This window comes from Streptomyces alfalfae (assembly GCF_004127445.1).
Taxonomy (GTDB): Bacteria; Actinomycetota; Actinomycetes; order Streptomycetales; family Streptomycetaceae; genus Streptomyces; species Streptomyces alfalfae.
Window position 1 is genome coordinate 52,380 of the sequence record NZ_QEXM01000055.1, and the last position, 16,254, is coordinate 68,633.

18 protein-coding genes, 1 tRNA gene and 1 pseudogene are annotated in these 16,254 nt (G+C 68.3%); 14 read left to right on the forward strand and 6 right to left on the reverse strand.

Features of this window, described 5'->3' with window-relative positions; all coding sequences use genetic code 11:
* Positions 1–245: 245 nt before the first annotated feature.
* The 3 genes from DCW30_RS34400 to DCW30_RS38325 all read left to right on the forward strand — a co-directional run bounded on the left by DCW30_RS34400 (position 246) and on the right by DCW30_RS38325 (position 3,294).
* Positions 246–1,055, forward strand: a complete 810-nt coding sequence (locus DCW30_RS34400; protein WP_123985616.1) for an SMODS domain-containing nucleotidyltransferase — start codon at positions 246–248, stop codon at positions 1,053–1,055.
* Positions 1,027–1,878: a hypothetical protein gene (locus DCW30_RS34405; RefSeq protein ID WP_123985617.1), complete on the forward strand. Its 852-nt coding sequence runs from the start codon at positions 1,027–1,029 to the stop codon at positions 1,876–1,878. Before DCW30_RS34400 ends, DCW30_RS34405 begins: the two co-directional genes overlap by 29 nt.
* 411 nt (positions 1,879–2,289) lie before the next feature.
* Positions 2,290–3,294 (forward strand): DUF6414 family protein, encoded by a 1,005-nt coding sequence (locus DCW30_RS38325; protein WP_418347175.1) that lies wholly within the window; start codon positions 2,290–2,292, stop codon positions 3,292–3,294.
* Between the two features lie 325 nt (positions 3,295–3,619).
* On the opposite strand, the gene DCW30_RS34415 is transcribed toward DCW30_RS38325, so the two are convergent.
* A complete protein-coding gene (locus DCW30_RS34415) occupies positions 3,620–4,084 on the reverse strand; it encodes an NUDIX hydrolase (RefSeq protein ID WP_031186072.1) in 465 nt (154 codons plus the stop codon).
* An 18-nt stretch (positions 4,085–4,102) separates the two neighbouring features.
* Between DCW30_RS34415 and DCW30_RS34420 the strand changes: the two genes are divergently transcribed.
* From DCW30_RS34420 to DCW30_RS34465, 10 genes are all read left to right on the forward strand, one after another.
* The gene (locus DCW30_RS34420; RefSeq protein ID WP_007388785.1) at positions 4,103–4,882 is read left to right on the forward strand and encodes a GntR family transcriptional regulator; all 780 of its coding nucleotides are present in this window, start codon (positions 4,103–4,105) and stop codon (positions 4,880–4,882) included.
* Between the two features lie 139 nt (positions 4,883–5,021).
* Positions 5,022–5,378: an SCO3933 family regulatory protein gene (locus DCW30_RS34425; RefSeq protein WP_076685658.1), complete on the forward strand. Its 357-nt coding sequence runs from the start codon at positions 5,022–5,024 to the stop codon at positions 5,376–5,378.
* A 3-nt stretch (positions 5,379–5,381) separates the two neighbouring features.
* Complete coding sequence (locus DCW30_RS34430) at positions 5,382–6,737, forward strand: FtsK/SpoIIIE domain-containing protein (RefSeq protein ID WP_076685659.1); 1,356 nt, start codon at positions 5,382–5,384, stop codon at positions 6,735–6,737.
* Positions 6,738–6,822: 85 nt separating this feature from the next.
* Positions 6,823–7,476, forward strand: a complete 654-nt coding sequence (locus DCW30_RS34435; protein ID WP_076685660.1) for a DUF2637 domain-containing protein — start codon at positions 6,823–6,825, stop codon at positions 7,474–7,476.
* 32 nt (positions 7,477–7,508) lie between these two features.
* Positions 7,509–7,700 carry a mobile element transfer protein gene (locus DCW30_RS34440; RefSeq protein WP_007388789.1) on the forward strand — a complete coding sequence of 64 codons (192 nt, stop codon included), beginning with the start codon at positions 7,509–7,511 and terminating at the stop codon, positions 7,698–7,700.
* An 11-nt stretch (positions 7,701–7,711) separates the two neighbouring features.
* Positions 7,712–7,867 carry a hypothetical protein gene (locus tag DCW30_RS34445; protein ID WP_003950175.1) on the forward strand — a complete coding sequence of 52 codons (156 nt, stop codon included), beginning with the start codon at positions 7,712–7,714 and terminating at the stop codon, positions 7,865–7,867.
* A 22-nt stretch (positions 7,868–7,889) separates the two neighbouring features.
* Entirely contained in the window at positions 7,890–8,207 is a 318-nt protein-coding gene (locus DCW30_RS34450; RefSeq protein WP_076685661.1) for a SpdD-like protein, read from the forward strand.
* An 89-nt stretch (positions 8,208–8,296) separates the two neighbouring features.
* A complete protein-coding gene (gene repSA / locus DCW30_RS34455; RefSeq protein WP_076685662.1) occupies positions 8,297–9,697 on the forward strand; it encodes a replication initiator protein RepSA in 1,401 nt (466 codons plus the stop codon).
* The gene (locus DCW30_RS34460; RefSeq protein WP_076685663.1) at positions 9,694–9,888 is read left to right on the forward strand and encodes a helix-turn-helix domain-containing protein; all 195 of its coding nucleotides are present in this window, start codon (positions 9,694–9,696) and stop codon (positions 9,886–9,888) included. The genes repSA and DCW30_RS34460 overlap by 4 nt, the downstream gene beginning before the upstream one ends.
* Positions 9,888–11,042: a tyrosine-type recombinase/integrase gene (locus DCW30_RS34465; RefSeq protein WP_076685664.1), complete on the forward strand. Its 1,155-nt coding sequence runs from the start codon at positions 9,888–9,890 to the stop codon at positions 11,040–11,042. The genes DCW30_RS34460 and DCW30_RS34465 overlap by 1 nt, the downstream gene beginning before the upstream one ends.
* 68 nt (positions 11,043–11,110) lie before the next feature.
* Here the strand turns inward: DCW30_RS34465 and DCW30_RS34470 are convergent.
* Together DCW30_RS34470 and DCW30_RS34475 are read right to left on the reverse strand one after the other, a co-directional pair.
* A tRNA-Arg gene (locus DCW30_RS34470) sits at positions 11,111–11,186 on the reverse strand.
* Positions 11,187–11,281: 95 nt separating this feature from the next.
* Complete coding sequence (locus DCW30_RS34475; RefSeq protein ID WP_076685665.1) at positions 11,282–11,698, reverse strand: organic hydroperoxide resistance protein; 417 nt, start codon at positions 11,696–11,698, stop codon at positions 11,282–11,284.
* 259 nt (positions 11,699–11,957) lie between these two features.
* Between DCW30_RS34475 and DCW30_RS37770 the strand changes: the two are divergent.
* Positions 11,958–12,368, forward strand: a pseudogene (locus DCW30_RS37770) (MarR family winged helix-turn-helix transcriptional regulator); the annotation flags it as partial.
* Positions 12,369–12,558: 190 nt separating this feature from the next.
* Here DCW30_RS37770 and DCW30_RS34485 read toward each other — a convergent pair.
* The 3 genes from DCW30_RS34485 to dhbC form a co-directional block, all read right to left on the reverse strand.
* Positions 12,559–13,194 carry an isochorismatase family protein gene (locus tag DCW30_RS34485; RefSeq protein ID WP_076685666.1) on the reverse strand — a complete coding sequence of 212 codons (636 nt, stop codon included), beginning with the start codon at positions 13,192–13,194 and terminating at the stop codon, positions 12,559–12,561.
* A 65-nt stretch (positions 13,195–13,259) separates the two neighbouring features.
* A complete protein-coding gene (locus DCW30_RS34490) occupies positions 13,260–14,999 on the reverse strand; it encodes a (2,3-dihydroxybenzoyl)adenylate synthase (protein WP_076685667.1) in 1,740 nt (579 codons plus the stop codon).
* On the reverse strand, positions 14,996–16,201 hold the full coding sequence (gene dhbC / locus DCW30_RS34495) for an isochorismate synthase DhbC (RefSeq protein ID WP_076685668.1): 1,206 nt from the start codon (positions 16,199–16,201) through the stop codon (positions 14,996–14,998). Before dhbC ends, DCW30_RS34490 begins: the two co-directional genes overlap by 4 nt.
* Positions 16,202–16,254: the final 53 nt, after the last annotated feature.

Here is a 16,254-nt window from a genome sequence, read left to right on the forward strand (position 1 = left end):
GTTCCCAGTGTCGCAGATCATCTCCGGGTGCCCAGGCCAGAGCGGAGTGGAGGTGGTCAGCCGTGGGTGCCGACTGTCAGCGTTGGTCGGCCTCGGACGGCCCAGGGACGGCCCAGAGGCCCGGAGGCCCGGAGGCCCGGAGTGGAATTATTCGGACCGACCATCGAACGTAGGCCTCCTAGGGCAGGATGACGTGGACCAGCCCTGATAACCCCTGCACTTGAGGATCCGAGCGCATCGAATATATGAACGCCACACTGGAGAAAATTTTCGAACTCTTTACTCAACGCATCAGCTTGAGTCAACATGAGCTTGATGATGCACTGGAGCGTGCCAGGGAAATTTGCCAATTCCTTTCACAGGGCACTGCGGTTCAAGAATGCAAAATAACTGGCTCAATGGCTCGCTCAACAGCGATTCAAGGATTCTCCGATGTAGACATCGTAGCTGCACTGAGCCCGTCCTCATCTGCGCGAACCACTCCTTATTCAATTGCAGCAAGGCTACTGGACACCCTAAGGCCTAGGTATCGGGAAGCGCGCATCTCGGAAAATACGGTTCGCATCAGCTTCACCCAAGGGCCCGACGTTGACGTGATCCCCGCCATTCCCGATACCGTCAACCCCAATGGCGGAGTGATCTACAAGATCCCGTCACCCGATCGATCCCGATGGAACACGTACGCTCCGGAGGAGCGGAATCAGAGAATCAACCGAAAAAGTGCACTACTTGGAAACGAATTCATTCATCTGATCAAAATAATCAAGTGGTGGAGTAAGCAACACGGTCAACCCATCGCATCTTACGAGATCGAAAATATTGCAAGTGCCACCTTCTCCGACCGGATGCCACCGATCACACGCGCGATAGTGGAATTTTTCAAGGATGCGGAACATTCATCCGCGGGACGCCAAGAGGGTGACTGCAACCCAATTTCAGAAGCGCGAGACATTGCAAATAGGGCCCTTCATTGTGAGCAGCAAGGAGACACGCGAGGGGCTCTCGATCATTGGGGGAGTTTGCTAGGTGACCAGTTCTCAAGCGTCGTCCCATGAAATCATCGCACTAGCCAATGCGCAGCTTGAGAAGGCGGCAAGAGGTTACAGGGCGAGTAGATGGCTTCAGGTGGCAACTTTCGGCCTTAGTGTCACATCAGTCTTCATCACGAGTCCGCTAACCTATATTCCTGCCCTCATCGCGCTGGGCGTCCAGGTTTCGTCTTGGGTCACTCGAAACAGGGCGGCGAAATGCCACTCGGCCGGCGAGGAGGGGAGGATCCGTGGGCTCTTGCTTGATGCTCTCGGTACAGTCGAAGAGAGGGTCGACCTCAGTAATTGGTTTGGTCGCGTAACCCCATCCGCAGGAGAAGCGCTCCCCGACCCGGTACCTTCAGACTACTTCGCTAGCGACGCTTCTCTTGGCATGAAACGACTCTGTGACCACCTCCAAGAGAATGCCTTCTGGGGGAAGCAGTTGTATAAGTCGGCTGCAGAGTACTACGGACGCATGCTGTGGGTATTCTCAATAGCCACTGTCGGGGTCATTCTCATCGCCATCCCAATAACCTCTGGCGAGAACAATATTATTCTGGCGCGCCTGATCGTGGTTGCCCTGGCATCTGGAGCTGCCTTCACGCAGCTGACTGAAGTCATGGCTTGGCGATCAGCCGAATCAAAGAGTGAGATTCTTGACCGGCGTCTTGACTCACTCGCAATTTTCACCGATGGAGAACTTTCCTCCTCTCGCATTGGCACAGTTTTGTCAGCCTACGGAGACTACTGCATTGCCACCTCGGGAGCGCCACCGGTACCGACCTGGATCTATACGCGTCAGAGGGATCGCGTGAATTCCCTGTGGGCGAGGAGAGGAACCAACTAGAGGTCGGCAGCGCCTCAATCACCGAGTCAAGCTGACAGCCGATCTATGCGCCGCACGATGCGACCTACAGGCACGAAGGCTGCTGAGGTGTGCCGGGCTGGTAGCCGGCCGTCTGGGGCTGGTGTCGGGCTACCCCGGTTGCGACCGTTGCTGTACGTCGCTGCTGTGCAGCCACAACTGATCACGCGCGGCCGTGACCTGCGGCTGCCTTTCCGATCAACGCCGTGACCTGCTGCTGAGCTGTCGGCACCTGTCGACGTTTGGTCATCGTTGGGCGCCCTTCCACGGCCATAGGACGGCCCGGGAGGGCGCTCGCGTGTTGGGCCCGGTGCATCGAAATCTCTGAAGACCCATCTTCGCCGCCACATCAGATATAGCATCACACCCTGAAGTCACTAAGGGGGATGTTGCGTGATTCTGCGTGAGTTCTTGTACGTGGACACCGACAAGGTGCGAGCCATGCTTGCCCAGCTTGATGGAGGCGTGGCAGAGGAAGAGCGGGAGACAAGTACGCAAGAAAGGAGATCCACGGTCGGACCTCGGAGCTTCGCCCAACATCTGCAAGTGACGGGAAGTGAGAGGTATACCCAAAAGTCACTCGGTGACGCTCTCTTCCCCACGCTGGAGGAGGCCTTGGAGTCAGAGGGCCTACTCAAGGATGTATCGGAAGAGGTTTCGGACCTATCTCAGTGGACCTCGGGGTCCATGAAAGAGATCGCTCCGCCCGGCTCACTCGTTCGTATCACTGCTATGGGATCTCTATTCGATAGTCGATACACGGCAAGTGTATTTTCGGCGTTCGCTTCCGTCGCGCTCGGCCTTCAGGGGATGGGTGTCCTGGTTCCTGATTCAAGTAATGCGCCACCCGGGAAGGGGAAGGGCCGGGGAGGGCAGCAGGGGCCGAAGCCGCCCAGGCCCGGCCAAGTGCCCCCCGATCGGCAGCTAGAAGATGCGATCCCTGACTTCGCTGGAGTCGCAGGCGTGGATGGAAATTCCCTTCGTGCCATCGTCCGCATGGCGAGAGGAATCTTCGCTCCAGGCCTCCACATCAATCTTGCGCCTGTCGATGCCGGGAGCGTGCTAATTGGCTCTCGTTTGCAGGAAGGGCGGCAGTACCTGGACACAGAAGCGGATATTCTCTTCGCGCGGTACGGGACAGAGCCGCAAGAGTGGACGCTTGTGGGTAGCGTCGGAAGTTACGGTCCGGAAGACACGTCTCTGCCTGATTTTAATTTCTTCAGGCCTGATGGAACCGTGGACAGAGCCAATTTCGCCGAAAATATTAATGGCTTTATGAAGACCTTGGGGGGAATGGGGTTCATTGACCTCCCTCAGTATCCGGGGTTTTCGGTTATTCCATTCGCTGTCTATCGAGCGATTCCGCGAACTTCCGCCCTCCTTGCGGTGCGTGACTAGGAGGCCGGCGGAGCGGCTTTGGGCTGGAGCTGCTTTGGGGCGAGTGATCTTGGCCCCGTAAGCTGATGGCGAGTCGGGCAGTCTGTGGACCTGCCCGTTAAAGCACGACGTTGGGGCCAAGATCTTAGAGGCTCGCCCCAAAGTGGCTGCCTAAAGCCGTGGAGCCGACCGCCCCAGCCACAGAGGGGTTCTCCCCACTTCATGCCCGCAGCCGCCGAGCGCGCCGCCGGGCGCGGCCAGCCGGGGCGAAGACAGGAGGCGGGCCGCGCCGTAGAGGCGGCGCGCGCCCGCGCCGTGCGCGGGCCTTGATGAAGTAGGGAAAGTCTTATCCCGCTGGGATGAGGTGCTTGCCGTCGTGGCTTCGTACGTGGGGGCCAGCCCCGTCTAGGGCGTCCAGGAGTCTGATCGCGTAGACCTCGGCCATGCGGTCGCTGACCTCGTCGGGTGTGAGCCAGGAGACGGCTGTGGACTCGCTTGAGGTGCGTTCGGTGCCGCCGGAGGGCTTGCAGCGGAAGACCAGGGCGACGATGCCTCGGGTGGTGTTCTTGTAGACGCCGGTGAGTTCGTCGACCTCGACGTGGATGCCGGTCTCTTCCCAGACTTCGCGGGCTACGCCGGCCTCTGGGGTCTCGTTGAGTTCGAGTACGCCGCCAGGGAGTTCCCAGGTGCCGTTGTCGGCTCGGCGGATGGCCAGGAGGCGGCCGTCTTCGCGCACGACGACTCCGGCTACGGATACGGAGTGGAGGGGCGTCGACGTTGCTTCCTGTGGTTGACTCATGTACAGGAGCATAGGAGGCAGAGAAGGACTATGGGAACTGCGGTAGAGGGGGGCAGGTCCGGGCCTCGGTACGTGCAGATCGCGGACGAGATCGTGCAGCAGATCCGGGCGGGTGTGCTCAAGCCCGGTGACATGGTGCCGAGTGAATCGGAGCTGGTGGACCGCTACGGCGTGTCCGGGGGCACGATCCGCAAGGCCATGGTCGAGGTACGGGCGAGTGGGCTCGTCGAGACCCGGCACGGCAAGGGCTCGATCGTGAAGGACCGGCCGCCGGTGCGGCACCGTTCCTCCGATCGCTTCCGGCGTTCGCTCCGCCAGGGCGGCAAGGCCGCGTACCTCGCGGAGTCCGCCCAGTCCGGAGCCACGGCCAAGGTAAGCGTCCTCTACATCGGGCCCATGGAAGCGCCCGCGGATGCCGCTCAGCGGCTCGGCGTCCCCGCCGGCACCCAGGTGCTTGCCCGGCGGCGTCTCTACTTCCGTAACGGCACCCCGGTCGAGACCGCCTCCTCCTACCTTCCGTGGGACGTCGTCAAGGACATCCCGGAGCTGTTCGCCGAGAATCCCGGCGGCGGTGGCATCTATGCCCGGCTCGAAGACCACGGGCATGAGTTCGCGGAGTTCGTCGAGACGCTGCAAGCGCGGCCGGCCTCCAAGGCGGAAGCCTCCGAGCTGGCGTTGAGTCCGGGTGCGCCGGTGGTTCATCTGATCCGGGAGGCCCGTACGACCGCAGGGGTCGTGGTGGAGGTCTGCGACACGCTCATGGCTGCTGACCAGTTCGTTTTCGAGTACCGGATCCCTGCCGCCGACTGACGCCGGCTCAACTTCCTGCAACCCGTCGTGACTTCGATGTCGCGGCGGGTTGACTCATGTACAGGAGTGATGCACTCTTCTTCATGTCACTCATGTACATGAGTGGCGGAGTTCAGCATCTATAGAGGAGTGTTCTGCTGTGCGTCAGATCCCCGTCGACACCTCCGCCGCGACCGTGATGGTTGCCAAGACCCCGCAGCCCAAGGTGCGTGACCGCCGTACCGGCGAAATCGCCACCGACGCCGAGACCGGCGCGAGGCTGATGACCGTGGACGTGATGTTCGCGGCCAACGACGAAGTCGAGATCCTGTCCGTCACCGTCCCGGAGACCGGCATCTCCGGTGACCTGACCATGGGCACCCCGGCCGCCCTCACGGGGCTGGTCGCCCGGCCGTGGGAGAACGAGTTCAACGGCCAGAAGCGGCACGGCATCGCCTTCCGCGCGGTCGCCGTCACCTCGCTGGCCACCACGGGCACGGGCTCGAAGGCGGCCTGAGCCATGACGTGGCCGACGGTCTTACTGCTGGTGGTCGTCGCCGCTGCGGGTCTCCTGCGGTGGTGGCGTCCCGCCTGGTACTGGATGACTTTCGGGGTCACCTTCGCTGTCGTGCGCGTCCTGGTCCGCTACGTCTCCGTCATGGAGGCATGCGGGCTGACGGTCCCGCCCTCGCGTTGGCGCCTCATGCTGGCCCGGATGACCAACCGCCCGGCGCCGGAGTCCCGCGCGCCGCGCATCCTGCGGCTGCGGCCCACCCACACCGGCCTGGTCCTCCGGCTCAAACTCCGCCCGGGACAAGACGCCTTCGACGTCGCCGCCGCCTCGGACCGGCTGCGCCACTCCTTCGGGATGTACGGCGTCACCTCCCGTGAGCTGCGCTCCGGCGTGGTCGAGATCCGGATGACCGGCTACGACGTGCTCAAGCGGGTGCAGATGCCGGCCAAGACCGACACCCGGCCGATGTGCGTTCCGGTCGCGCTGCGGGAGGACGGCTCGGTGCACTACCGCGACTACCGCGCCGTCCCGCACGGCCTGACCCTCGGCGCCACGGAGTCCGGCAAGTCCGTCTATCAACGCAACCTCGTCGCCGGGCTCGCCCCGCACCACGTCGCGCTGGTCGGCATCGACTGCAAGCAAGGGGTCGAGCTGTTCCCGCTGGCACGCCGGTTCTCCGCGCTCGCCGACAACCCCGACACCGCGCTGGAACTGCTGGAAGCGCTGGTGTCCCACATGCAGGACGTGTACCAGCTCATCCGCGCCGAACAGCGGATCAGCGTCGCCGTGCCGGATGCGGAGATCGCCGCCGACATCTGGGACCTGCCCGAGGACCTGCGGCCGGTGCCGGTCGTAGTCCTGGTCGACGAGGTCGCCGAACTCGCGCTCTTCGCCAGCAAGGAGGAAGAGAAGCGCCGAGACCGGATCATCACCGCCCTCGTCCGCCTCGCCCAGCTCGGCCGCGCGGCCGGCGTCTACCTGGAAATCTGCGGTCAGCGCTTCGGCTCCGAACTCGGCAAGGGCATCACCATGCTCCGCGCCCAGCTCACCGGCCGCACCGCCCACCGCGTCAACGACGAGACGTCCGCGAACATGGCCTTCGGCGACATCGCCCCGGACGCCGTTCTCGCCGCCATCCAGATTCCCGCCGAGACACGCGGAATCGCCATCGCCGGGGACTCCACCGGCGGCTGGCATCGCATCCGCGCCCCGCACACCACGCTGCGCCAGGCCGTGAACGTCTGCAACAAGCACGCCGACCGCACCCCCGAGCTGCCCGCCCTCGCGCCCTTCCGGCCCGCGGTCGCTCCGCTGCACTCGGCCCGCGTGCCGCTGTCCAAGACAGCCCCCGCCACCGCCTGACCCCGCCCCCCTCCCACGGTCGGCGCGACCGTCCTGCGCGCCGGGTCCCTACCCCTGCCATGCCTGATCACAGGAAGGAGCCGTGATGACCCGCCCCGCTCTCCGTATCGACGCCGTACTCGTTCAAGCCGTCATCGCCGGGGCGCTGTCCTTCGCCCACCTCCACGACCTCGCCGCCGCTGCCGGACAGACCGGCTGGAAGGCCTGGGCCTACCCCGTCTCGGTCGACCTGCTCCTGGTCGCCGCCTGGCGACGGCTGCGCGCCGACGGACCGTCCCGGCTGCCCTGGTGCTGGTTCCTCATCGCCCTCGTCGCCTCCCTCGGTGCCAACGTCGCCACTGCCGGGCTCCTCGACCTGGGCGACGTCCCGCCTTGGCTGCGCATCCTCGTCGCGGCCTGGCCCGCCCTGGCCTTCATGGGCGGCACCCTCCTCGCCCACTCGCCCGCGGGCCCCGCCCCGGATCCGCCGGCGCCCTCCGTCCCGGCTCCGGGCTCCGCGCCCGAAACGGCTGCCGCTGAGCCGGGCCCGGCGCCTGAACCCCCCGTCGCCCCGCAGATCGAGGTAGCCCCTGCTCTGCCCACGGCCGTGCCGGTCCCGGCCGCCCTCGTGGACCACGCCCGCAAGGTCGCCGACGACCACCACGCCCGTACCGGCGCCCCGATCGACACCGACACCCTCCGCGCCCGCCTCGGCGTCCCGCCTCACCTCGCCGACGCCATCGCCGCCCAACTCACCTGACCCGACCGCACCCCGACAGGAGACCGGCTGACATGCCTGCCCGCGACTTCTTCCACTCCGTCATGCGGATCGGCCCAGTGCAGATCGGCACCCACCGCGATCGCCGGGGCCAGACCAAACACGCCGCTGTGTGCACCAACGACCGCTGCGGCTGGTCCGCCGACTACTCCAGCCAGTCCGCCGCACAGCTCGCCGCCCGCACCCACCGCTGCCGCGTCAGCTAGGAGGCCACCCGATGGACGTCCCACTCTGGCTCGCGCTCCTCGCCGTCGGCTACCTCGGCGTCAAGCTCATCCGCCCGCCCTGGTGGCTCATCGCCGTACTGCTCCTCGGCGGCTTCCTCATCGCCGACAGCGTGCTGGCCCCCGTCGTCAACGGCTTCGTCAAGTAGCACACCCGAAGGGAGAACACCGATGCTCCGCCCGAAGATCCCGACCAACCCCACGCCCGCCGGCCACCTCACGCCGCCCGTGGTCGTCGCGCCGACCGCCGTCGTACCGAGTGCGCAGGTTCCGCCTCCTGCTCCGGTCGCTCCTGCGCCGTCCCGGCCTACGGTGCAGCTCACCCCCGGCACCGCCCTCGCTCTCGTCGGCGGCGGAACGGCCGTCGTCCTGGTCGTCGGCGCCGTTCTCGTCTCGATGCTCCTGGCCGTCGCCATCACCGGCGCCTCGGTCGCCGTCTGCGCCCTGGTGATCCGCTCCCTCGTCCACGCCGACGCCAAACGACGCTGACCGGCACCCGGGCGGCCTCGATACCGCCAAGCATCCGCCGCCCGGGCGCCGTCCCCAACCGATCTCACAACCGGAAGGAAGCACCCAGCATGGCGCACCGCGCCCCGACCGCGCATGCCCCGCTGCTCGACCCGACCACCCTCGGTGACCTCCTCCGCGTCGCCTCCGCCCCCGACTACACCCGCTGGGAAGACCAGGTCCGCCGCACCGGCGGTTGCTCCGACCCCGTCCACCTCACCGGCTGGACCCTCCACAAGGACAAGACCACCGGCGAGACCCTGCACCACTACACGACCGCCGTTGAGCCCGGTGGACGCCTCCGCCTCGCCTGCGGCAACCGCCGCGCCTCCCGCTGCCCCTCCTGCGCCTGGACCTACGCCGGAGACACCTATCACCTCATCCGCGCGGGCCTGGCCGGAGACGACCGCCGAGATGTCCCCGCCACGGTCCGGGATCACCCGCGCGTGTTCGCCACGCTCACCGCTCCCTCCTTCGGCCCGGTCCACAACCGGCCCGACCACGGCACCTGCCGCTGCGGCACCCAGCACGCCCCGGACGCCTCAGAATTGGGCACGGCCCTGGATCCGGCGACGTACGACTATGCGGGCGCCGTCCTGTTCAACAACCACGCCGGACAGCTCTGGCAGCGCTTCACCACCCGCCTGCGTCGCGAACTCGCCGCCCGCGCCGGCCTCACCCGCCGGGAACTCGCCGACTGCCTCCGCGTCTCCTACGGCAAGGTCGCCGAATTCCAGAAGCGCGGCGCCCTGCACTTCCACGCGGTGATCCGGCTCGACGGACCGGACGGACCCGGAACGCCCCCGCCTGCCTGGGTAACGGTTGGCCTCCTCGCCGACGCCATCCATGCCGCTGCGGAGCACTCCTACACGTCCGTCTCCGTCCCGGCCGCCGGGGACCAGCCGGCCCGGTCCTTCCGGTGGGGCACACAGCTCGACGTCCGGCCGGTAAAGGCGTTCGGCGACGGCTCGGACATCACCGAACAGGCCGTCGCCTCCTACGTCGCCAAGTACTCCACCAAAGCCGCCGAGAACACCGGCACCCTTGACCGCCGTATCGGCGAACTCGCCGAACTCGACCGGCACCAGGTCCCGGACCACACCCGCCGACTCATCACCGCATGCCGCGACCTGGACCGCCTCTACCCGGACCGGCGGCTGTGGGCCTGGGCCCACATGCTCGGCTTCCGCGGTCACTTCTCCTCCAAGTCCCGCCGCTACTCCACCACCCTCGGCGCCCTGCGCCAGACACGCGCCGACTACCGCGCCGCCCAGGAACAAACCGCCCTCGCCCTGGACGACCGCGAGCCGGACACCGTCCTCGTCCTCACCGACTGGCAGTACGCCGGACACGGCCACACCCCCGGCGAATCCGCTCTCGCCGCCACCATCGCCCGGGACCTCCAGCTCAACCGAGAAACCGCACGCGAAGCACTGCAAGACCAACTGGCCCTGGAAGGAGCCGCAGCATGACCGCCGCCACTGCCACCGCCGAGCTGCTGACCGTGCCGGAAGTCATGGTGCGTCTCAAGGTCGGGCGCTCGAAGGTCTATGACCTGATCCGCTCGCGTCGACTCGTCTCGATCAAGATCGATGGGGCGCGTCGTATCCCCGCTACCGCTGTGCGGGACTTCGTCCTCGGCCAGATCGAGGAGGCTGCCTGATGGCTGCTCCGCGCAAGCGCAATCCGAACGGCGCCGGCACCATCACCAAGCGCAAGGACGGCCGGTACCAGTGCGCCGTGTACGTCCTCCAGCCGGACGGAACCCGCGCTCGCAAGTTCGCCTACGGCAAGACCTGGGCCGAGTGCGACGTCAAGCGCCGGGAGCTGCTCACCAAGGTGGACCAGGGCGTGCCCGTGCCCACCAAGTCGGCCAAGCTCTCCGAGTGGCTGCCGTACTGGCTGGACAACGTCATCAAGCCTCGGCGGAAGCTCAGCACGTACGACAAGTACGAGGCACACGTCCGGCTCTACCTCGTGCCGCTGCTCGGCGCCAAGCGGCTCGAATCCCTCGGCGTCGCCGACGTACGCCGCTTCCTCGTCCGCCTGGAGAAGGAGACGACTGCGGCGACCGCCAAGGAATCCCACCGCGTCCTTCGGTCGGCACTGTCCTCCGCCTGTCGCGAGGAGCTGATCACGCGCAACGTGGCCAAGCTGGTCGAGCCGCCTCGCACCGACAACCGCGAATTGAAGCCCTGGACCCTCCACGAGACTCTGGACTTCCTCGCGGCCTCCCGTAAGGACCCGCTGTACGCGGCCTTCGTGCTTGCCATCGCCATGGGGCTGCGCCGGGGAGAGATCATCGGCCTGCGCTGGTCAGACCTCGACCTCGACAACCGTGTTCTCTACGTCCGCCAGCAGACGCAACGGCGTCGGGGTGTCCTGTACGACGACGATCCGAAGAGCCGCCGTCGCCGGGCCGTCCCGCTGCCCGGCCTCTGCATCGCGCCCCTGCGCTGGCACCGGATGCGGCAGGCGGCTGCACGGGTCAAGGCGGGGGAACAGTGGCAGGAGTCCGGGTACGTCTTCACCACCCGTACCGGCCGCCAGGTCGAGCCGCGGAACGTCTACCGCTCCTTCACCCGCGTCGCCGAGTCCGCCGGCCTCCGCGTGATCCGGCTGCACGACGCTCGGCACGGCACCGCCACGCTCCTCACGGCGGCTGGAGTCGCGCCCCGTGTCGTGATGGAGATCCTCGGGCACTCGCAGATCAGCATCACCATGGATGTCTACACGCACGTCGTGCAGGACACGCAGCGCGAGGCCATGAGTCACATGGACCGGCTGCTCAGGAAGCGGCGCCCTGGTCGTGGGTGATCGCCCGCGTTGATGTCATAAGTGGATGTCAAAGGCCCCGGACCATGATCGGTCCGGGGCCTTTTGCCTGGTGCCCCCGGCAGGATTCGAACCTGCGACACCCGCTTTAGGAGAGCGGTGCTCTATCCCCTGAGCTACGAAGGCGGGGCGGCGCGAGTCTGGAGACTGCGTCGTCCGCCGTCAGTGTAGCGGGTGGCCCGGGGGAGGTCCGGGGTGATCCGCAGGGACGGGCGGTGCGGCTATTCGATGATCAGGTCGACCTGGATGTTGCCGCGCGTGGCCTTGGAGTAGGGGCAGAAGGCGTGGGTCTTCTTCAGGAGGGCTTCGCCCGCGGGGCCCTGGAGGTGGTCGGGGAGTTCCGCGCGCATGACCACCGAGAGGCCGAAGCCGCCGTCCGTCTCGTCCTTGCCGATGCTGACCTCCGCCGTCACGGAGACGTCCGTCACGTCGATCTTCTCCTGGCGCGCGACGTTGCTCATCGCGCTGGCGAAGCAGGCCGCGTAGCCGGCGGCGAAGAGCTGCTCCGGGTTCGTGCCCTTGCCGTTGCCGCCCAGGGCCTCGGGGAAGGCGAGCGTCAGGTCGATCTGGCCGTCCGAGCTGACGGTGCGGCCCTCGCGGCCGTTCGCGGTGGCGACTGCGGTGTACAGAGCGTCCATGGGTCTCGTTCTCCTGGTGGTAGGGGTCGAGCGGGGGTCTCGGTCGGTTCGGACCGAGGGCCTTGCCCTTCCGGTGGCATAAGTAGAGCACCCAATTTAGTTGTGTGCAACTTAATTGGGTGACTGGTTGTACGATGGGGGCATGGAGCAAGCACAGGACGGGGCCGGGCCCGAAGCCCTCCGCGGGAGTGGAGCCCTCCGTGAGGGTGGGGCCCTCGGGGAGCGCGAAGCCTTCCGTGGCGTATCCGACGATGACTTTCTGCGGCTCGACGAGCAGGTCTGCTTCTCGTTGCACGCCGCCGCCCGCGCCTTCAACGGGGTCTACCGCACCGCGCTGAAGGACCTCGGGATCACCTACCCCCAGTACCTCGTCATGCTCGTCCTCTGGGAACACGGCGAGCTCCCCGTCAAGAAGATCGGGGAGCGGCTCCGGCTCGACTCCGGGACGTTGTCTCCGCTGCTCAAGCGGCTCGAAGCCGCCGGCCACGTCGAGCGGCGGCGCAGCGTGGAGGATGAGCGGTCCGTCAGTGTCCGGGTCACCGGGGCGGGGCTCGCGCTGCGCGAGAAGGCGCGGGCCGTGCCGCGTGCCATCAGCGCCGCCACCGGGCTCTCGCTGGGTGAGGTGCGGGACCTCCGAGCGCGGCTCGACAGCCTCACCGCCGCCCTCGACGGGAAACCGGCCCTCCTCGACGGGAAGCCGGCCCTCCTCGACGGGAAGCAGGCACCCCTCAACGGGAAGCCCGCCGCCGCGCTCGACGGGGAGCCCGCCGCGCTCGACGGCGAGCCCGCCGCCCTCGACCGTGAATCCGGCGAGGGCGCGGGCGACTGCTTCCGGTAGGCCCGGGAGCCGGGAGGGGGCTCTACGCTCCCTCCCCGAACACCCCCTGCGTCGTCGTCACGACCGCGCACCTGCCCACCGCCCAGCGCAGCGCCATCGCGTGGTCCTCGGGGGAGAAGTCGGCCACCGCGTCGGCCACCACGAAGGCCTGGATGTCCTGCATCCACGCGTCGCACGCCGTCATCAGGACGCCGATGTGGGCGTAGACGCCGGTGATCACCAACTGGTCGCGGCCCTCCTCGCGCAGGCGCTCCAGGAGGTCCGTGCGGACGAAACCGCTGTACTTCCACTTCGTGAGGACCGTCTCCGCCGGCGCCGGGCCGATCTCCGGGGCGATCGCCGCCGCCTCGGCGTCGTCCGGCAGGCCCGGGCCCCAGAAGTCCTGCTGGAGGCCCCGCTCCTCGGGGGTCTGCCCGCCGGGCTGCGCGGTGTGCACCACCGGCACGCCGATGCGGGACGCGGTCTCCTTCAACGTCCGGACATTCGAGAGAAGTTGGGGGATCGGAGCCGCCTTCCCGTCGTACGCCGACAGGAAGTAGTTCTGCAGGTCGTGGACGAGGAGGACCGCGCGGGACGGGTCCACCTTCCAGTCGACACGGTTCGCGGGGAGCTCGTCCGCCGACGGCATGGGGTACGGGGCGATCGCGGGCAGCGCCATGGGTTGGACAGTTCCGTTCAGGGAGAGGGGAGGGGAGAGGCGAGGGGGGCTGAGGTGAGGCGCGGCTACTGAGGGATGCGGTGCGGCCTCGCCGACGTCGCCCGCAGGTCCTTCTTCGAGATCTTGCCGACCCCCGTCTGCGGGAAGCTCGCCACGAACTCGACGCGGTCCGGGACCTTGTACGCGGCCAGGCCCCGTTCCCGTACGAACTTCTTCACGGCGGCCGGCTTCAGCGGGTCGGCGCCCGCGCGCAGGATCACGTACGCGCAGGTGCGTTCGCCCAGGTAGGGGTCGGGTTCGGCGACCACGTTCGCGTCGTGCACCGACGGGTGGGCCAGGATGTGGTTCTCGACCTCCTCGGCGGCGATCTTCTCGCCGCCGCGGTTGATCTGGTCCTTGGCGCGGCCCTCGACGACCAGGTGGCCGGTCACGGTGAGGCGGACGATGTCGCCGGTGCGGTAGAAGCCGTCGGGCGTGAAGGAGCGGGCGTTGTGCTCGGGGGCCCGCCAGTAGCCGCGGATCGTGTACGGGCCGCGGGTCAGCAGGTGGCCGCTCGCGCCGAGCGGCAGGTCCTCGTCCTCGTCGTCGACGATCCGGATCTCGTCGTCGGGGGAGATCGGGCGGCCCTGCGTGGTGACGATCGTCTCGTACGGGTCGTCCAGGCGCGTGTAGTTGACCAGACCCTCCGCCATGCCGAAGACCTGCTGCAACGTGCAGCCGAGGGCCGGCTTCACGCGCCGCGCCGCCTCCTCGCTGAACTTCGCGCCGCCGACCAGGAGGACCTCCAGGCTGCTCAGGTCGTACGGGGTCGAAGGGGCCGCCTCGGTCCAGACCAGGGCCAGCGGCGGGACCAGGCCGGTGATCGTGACGCCCTCCGCCTCGATGAGCGGGAACGCCGCGTCGGGGCTCGGCTGCGGGGCGAGGACGACGCGGGCGCCCGCGTAGAGCGCGCCGAGCGAACCGGGGGAGGAGAGCGGGAAGTTGTGGGCCGCGGGCAGGGCCACCAGGTAGACGGACGTCTCGTCCACCGCGCAGAGCTCGTTGGAGCCGCGCAGGGAGTAGATGTAGTCGTCGTGGGTGCGCGGGATCAGCTTCGGTACGCCCGTCGAGCCTCCGGAGAGCTGGAGGAACGCCAGGTCGGAGGGGGTCGGCGGGTCCGGGATCGGTACCGGGTCGGCCTCCACGTCCGCCAGGGCCTCGAACGGGACCGGCCGCGCCTCCGTGTCCGCCAGGGCCTCAAAGCGGACCGGTCGCGCCTCCGCGTCCGGCAGGGTCTCGGGGAGAACCAGCGAGGCGTTCGCTTCCGCCGGGGCCGGGACGGCGTCCGCCACGAACACGTGGCGCAGCGTCGGCACCTGGGCCCGCACGCTCGCCGCGAGGTCGCGGTAGTCGAAGCCGCCGTGCCGGCCGGGGACGACGTAGGCGACCGCCTGCGTGAACTCGCAGAAGTAGCGGATCTCCGTCTCGCGGTGCGCGGGCAGCGCGAAGACCGGCAGGGCGCCGATCCGGAAGAGCGCGAAGATCGTCGAGAAGAACTCCGCCGTGTTGGGGAGCTGGACGACGACCCGGTCGCCCTTCTCGATGCCGCGCGCCAGCAGGCCCGCCGCCAGGCGGTCGGCGAGCAGGTCCAGCTCCCCGTACGTCCAGCGGCGCCCTCCCGCCGGGTCGACGATCGCGATCCGGTCGGGGTGCTCTGCCGCGCGGTCGCGCAGCATTCCGCCGAACGTCTCGCCGCGCCACCACCCGGCGGCCCGGTAGCGCTCGGCGAACTCCTCGGGGTACGGGGGCGCGTCCGGGATGCTCACAGCTCGGCCCCCACGGCGTCGAGGAACGTACGGAACTTCGCGCCGGTCTCCGCGGTCTCCGCCGCCGGGTCAGAGGCGGCGACGACACCCGCGCCCGCGTAGAGCCGCAGGGAGCGCTCCTCCGCCTCGGCGCAGCGGATCGTCACGACCCACTCGCCGTCGCCGTCGGCGTCACCCCAGCCGACCATGCCGGTGAAGAAGCCGCGGTCGAACGGCTCGGTCTCGCGGATCACCTCACGAGCCGTCGCCGTCGGGGTGCCGCAGACCGCGGGGGTCGGGTGCAGGGCGCAGGCCAGTTCGAGCGCGGAGGCGTCGGGGGAGATGAGGGCGCCGGTGACCGTCGTGGAGAGGTGCCACATCGTGGCCGTGCGGATCAGGGTGGGACGGGCCGGGATCGTCAGATCCGTGCAGAACGGGGCGAGCGCCTGGTGCACGGCGTCGACCACGACGGCGTGCTCGTGCAGGTCCTTGGCGGACTCCAGGAGCGCGGCGGCGCGGCGGACGTCCTCGGCCAGGTCGGAGCTGCGCGGCGTCGAGCCCGCGAGGGGGTTGGCGACGACCTGGTGGCCGCGGCGCGAGACGAGCAGTTCCGGGCTGGCGCCGACGAGGGTGCGGCCGGGAGCCGTCGGGAGCGCGAAGGTGTAGCCCGAGGGGTCGCGGCGGGCCAGGCGCTGGAGCATCAGGGGGATGTCCAGCGGGGCGGGCGCGGTGAGTTCGAGGGTGCGGGCGAGGACGACCTTGCTGAACTCGCCGCGCCACATGCGCTCCACAGCCCCCGCGACGCCCTCGCCGTACTCCTCGGGGGAGGGAACGGGCCGGATCCGCCAGTCCGTCGCCTCCGGCGTCTCGGCCGGCAGCGCGATCAGCGGGTCCGCGGTCAGCGGCGGCGCGGTGCGCAGGGTCTCCGGCACGGCGAGGGCGGCGGGCGCGGACTGGTCGAACGCGACGGCGCCGATGACGTGCGGCCGGTCCGTCCCCGCCGCGCGCGCGGCGGCCAGCGCGGCGGCGACACGCTGCGGCAGCGGCCTGTCGTCGTGCGGTACGTGGGCGTGGACGCCCTCGGCGAGCAGGGTACGGGTCGGCGTCGCGAGGAAACGCCGACCGGGGGTGTAGTCGTCGAGGAGAGCGGTGGCCGCTCCCACGGCGGGATGGGCCGGCTCGGCCGTCGTGACGTGTGTGGCGACCTCGGGTGCCGTCGACACGGGTGCTCCATTTCTCGTGGGGGCGCTGGGTGTTACGGGGGAGAGGGACGGGG

Excerpts from the sequence above, each read along its gene's own strand:
- DCW30_RS34400 (WP_123985616.1), top strand. The coding sequence starts at position 246 with ATGAACGCCACACTGGAGAAAATTTTCGAACTCTTTACTCAACGCATC.
- DCW30_RS34415 (WP_031186072.1), bottom strand. The coding sequence starts at position 4,084 with ATGCTCCTGTACATGAGTCAACCACAGGAAGCAACGTCGACGCCCCTC.
- DCW30_RS34420 (WP_007388785.1), top strand. The coding sequence starts at position 4,103 with ATGGGAACTGCGGTAGAGGGGGGCAGGTCCGGGCCTCGGTACGTGCAG.
- DCW30_RS34430 (WP_076685659.1), top strand. The coding sequence starts at position 5,382 with ATGACGTGGCCGACGGTCTTACTGCTGGTGGTCGTCGCCGCTGCGGGT.
- DCW30_RS34435 (WP_076685660.1), top strand. The coding sequence starts at position 6,823 with ATGACCCGCCCCGCTCTCCGTATCGACGCCGTACTCGTTCAAGCCGTC.
- DCW30_RS34440 (WP_007388789.1), top strand. The coding sequence starts at position 7,509 with ATGCCTGCCCGCGACTTCTTCCACTCCGTCATGCGGATCGGCCCAGTG.
- DCW30_RS34445 (WP_003950175.1), top strand. The coding sequence starts at position 7,712 with ATGGACGTCCCACTCTGGCTCGCGCTCCTCGCCGTCGGCTACCTCGGC.
- DCW30_RS34450 (WP_076685661.1), top strand. The coding sequence starts at position 7,890 with ATGCTCCGCCCGAAGATCCCGACCAACCCCACGCCCGCCGGCCACCTC.
- repSA (WP_076685662.1), top strand. The coding sequence starts at position 8,297 with ATGGCGCACCGCGCCCCGACCGCGCATGCCCCGCTGCTCGACCCGACC.
- DCW30_RS34460 (WP_076685663.1), top strand. The coding sequence starts at position 9,694 with ATGACCGCCGCCACTGCCACCGCCGAGCTGCTGACCGTGCCGGAAGTC.
- DCW30_RS34465 (WP_076685664.1), top strand. The coding sequence starts at position 9,888 with ATGGCTGCTCCGCGCAAGCGCAATCCGAACGGCGCCGGCACCATCACC.
- DCW30_RS34475 (WP_076685665.1), bottom strand. The coding sequence starts at position 11,698 with ATGGACGCTCTGTACACCGCAGTCGCCACCGCGAACGGCCGCGAGGGC.
- DCW30_RS34485 (WP_076685666.1), bottom strand. The coding sequence starts at position 13,194 with ATGGCGCTGCCCGCGATCGCCCCGTACCCCATGCCGTCGGCGGACGAG.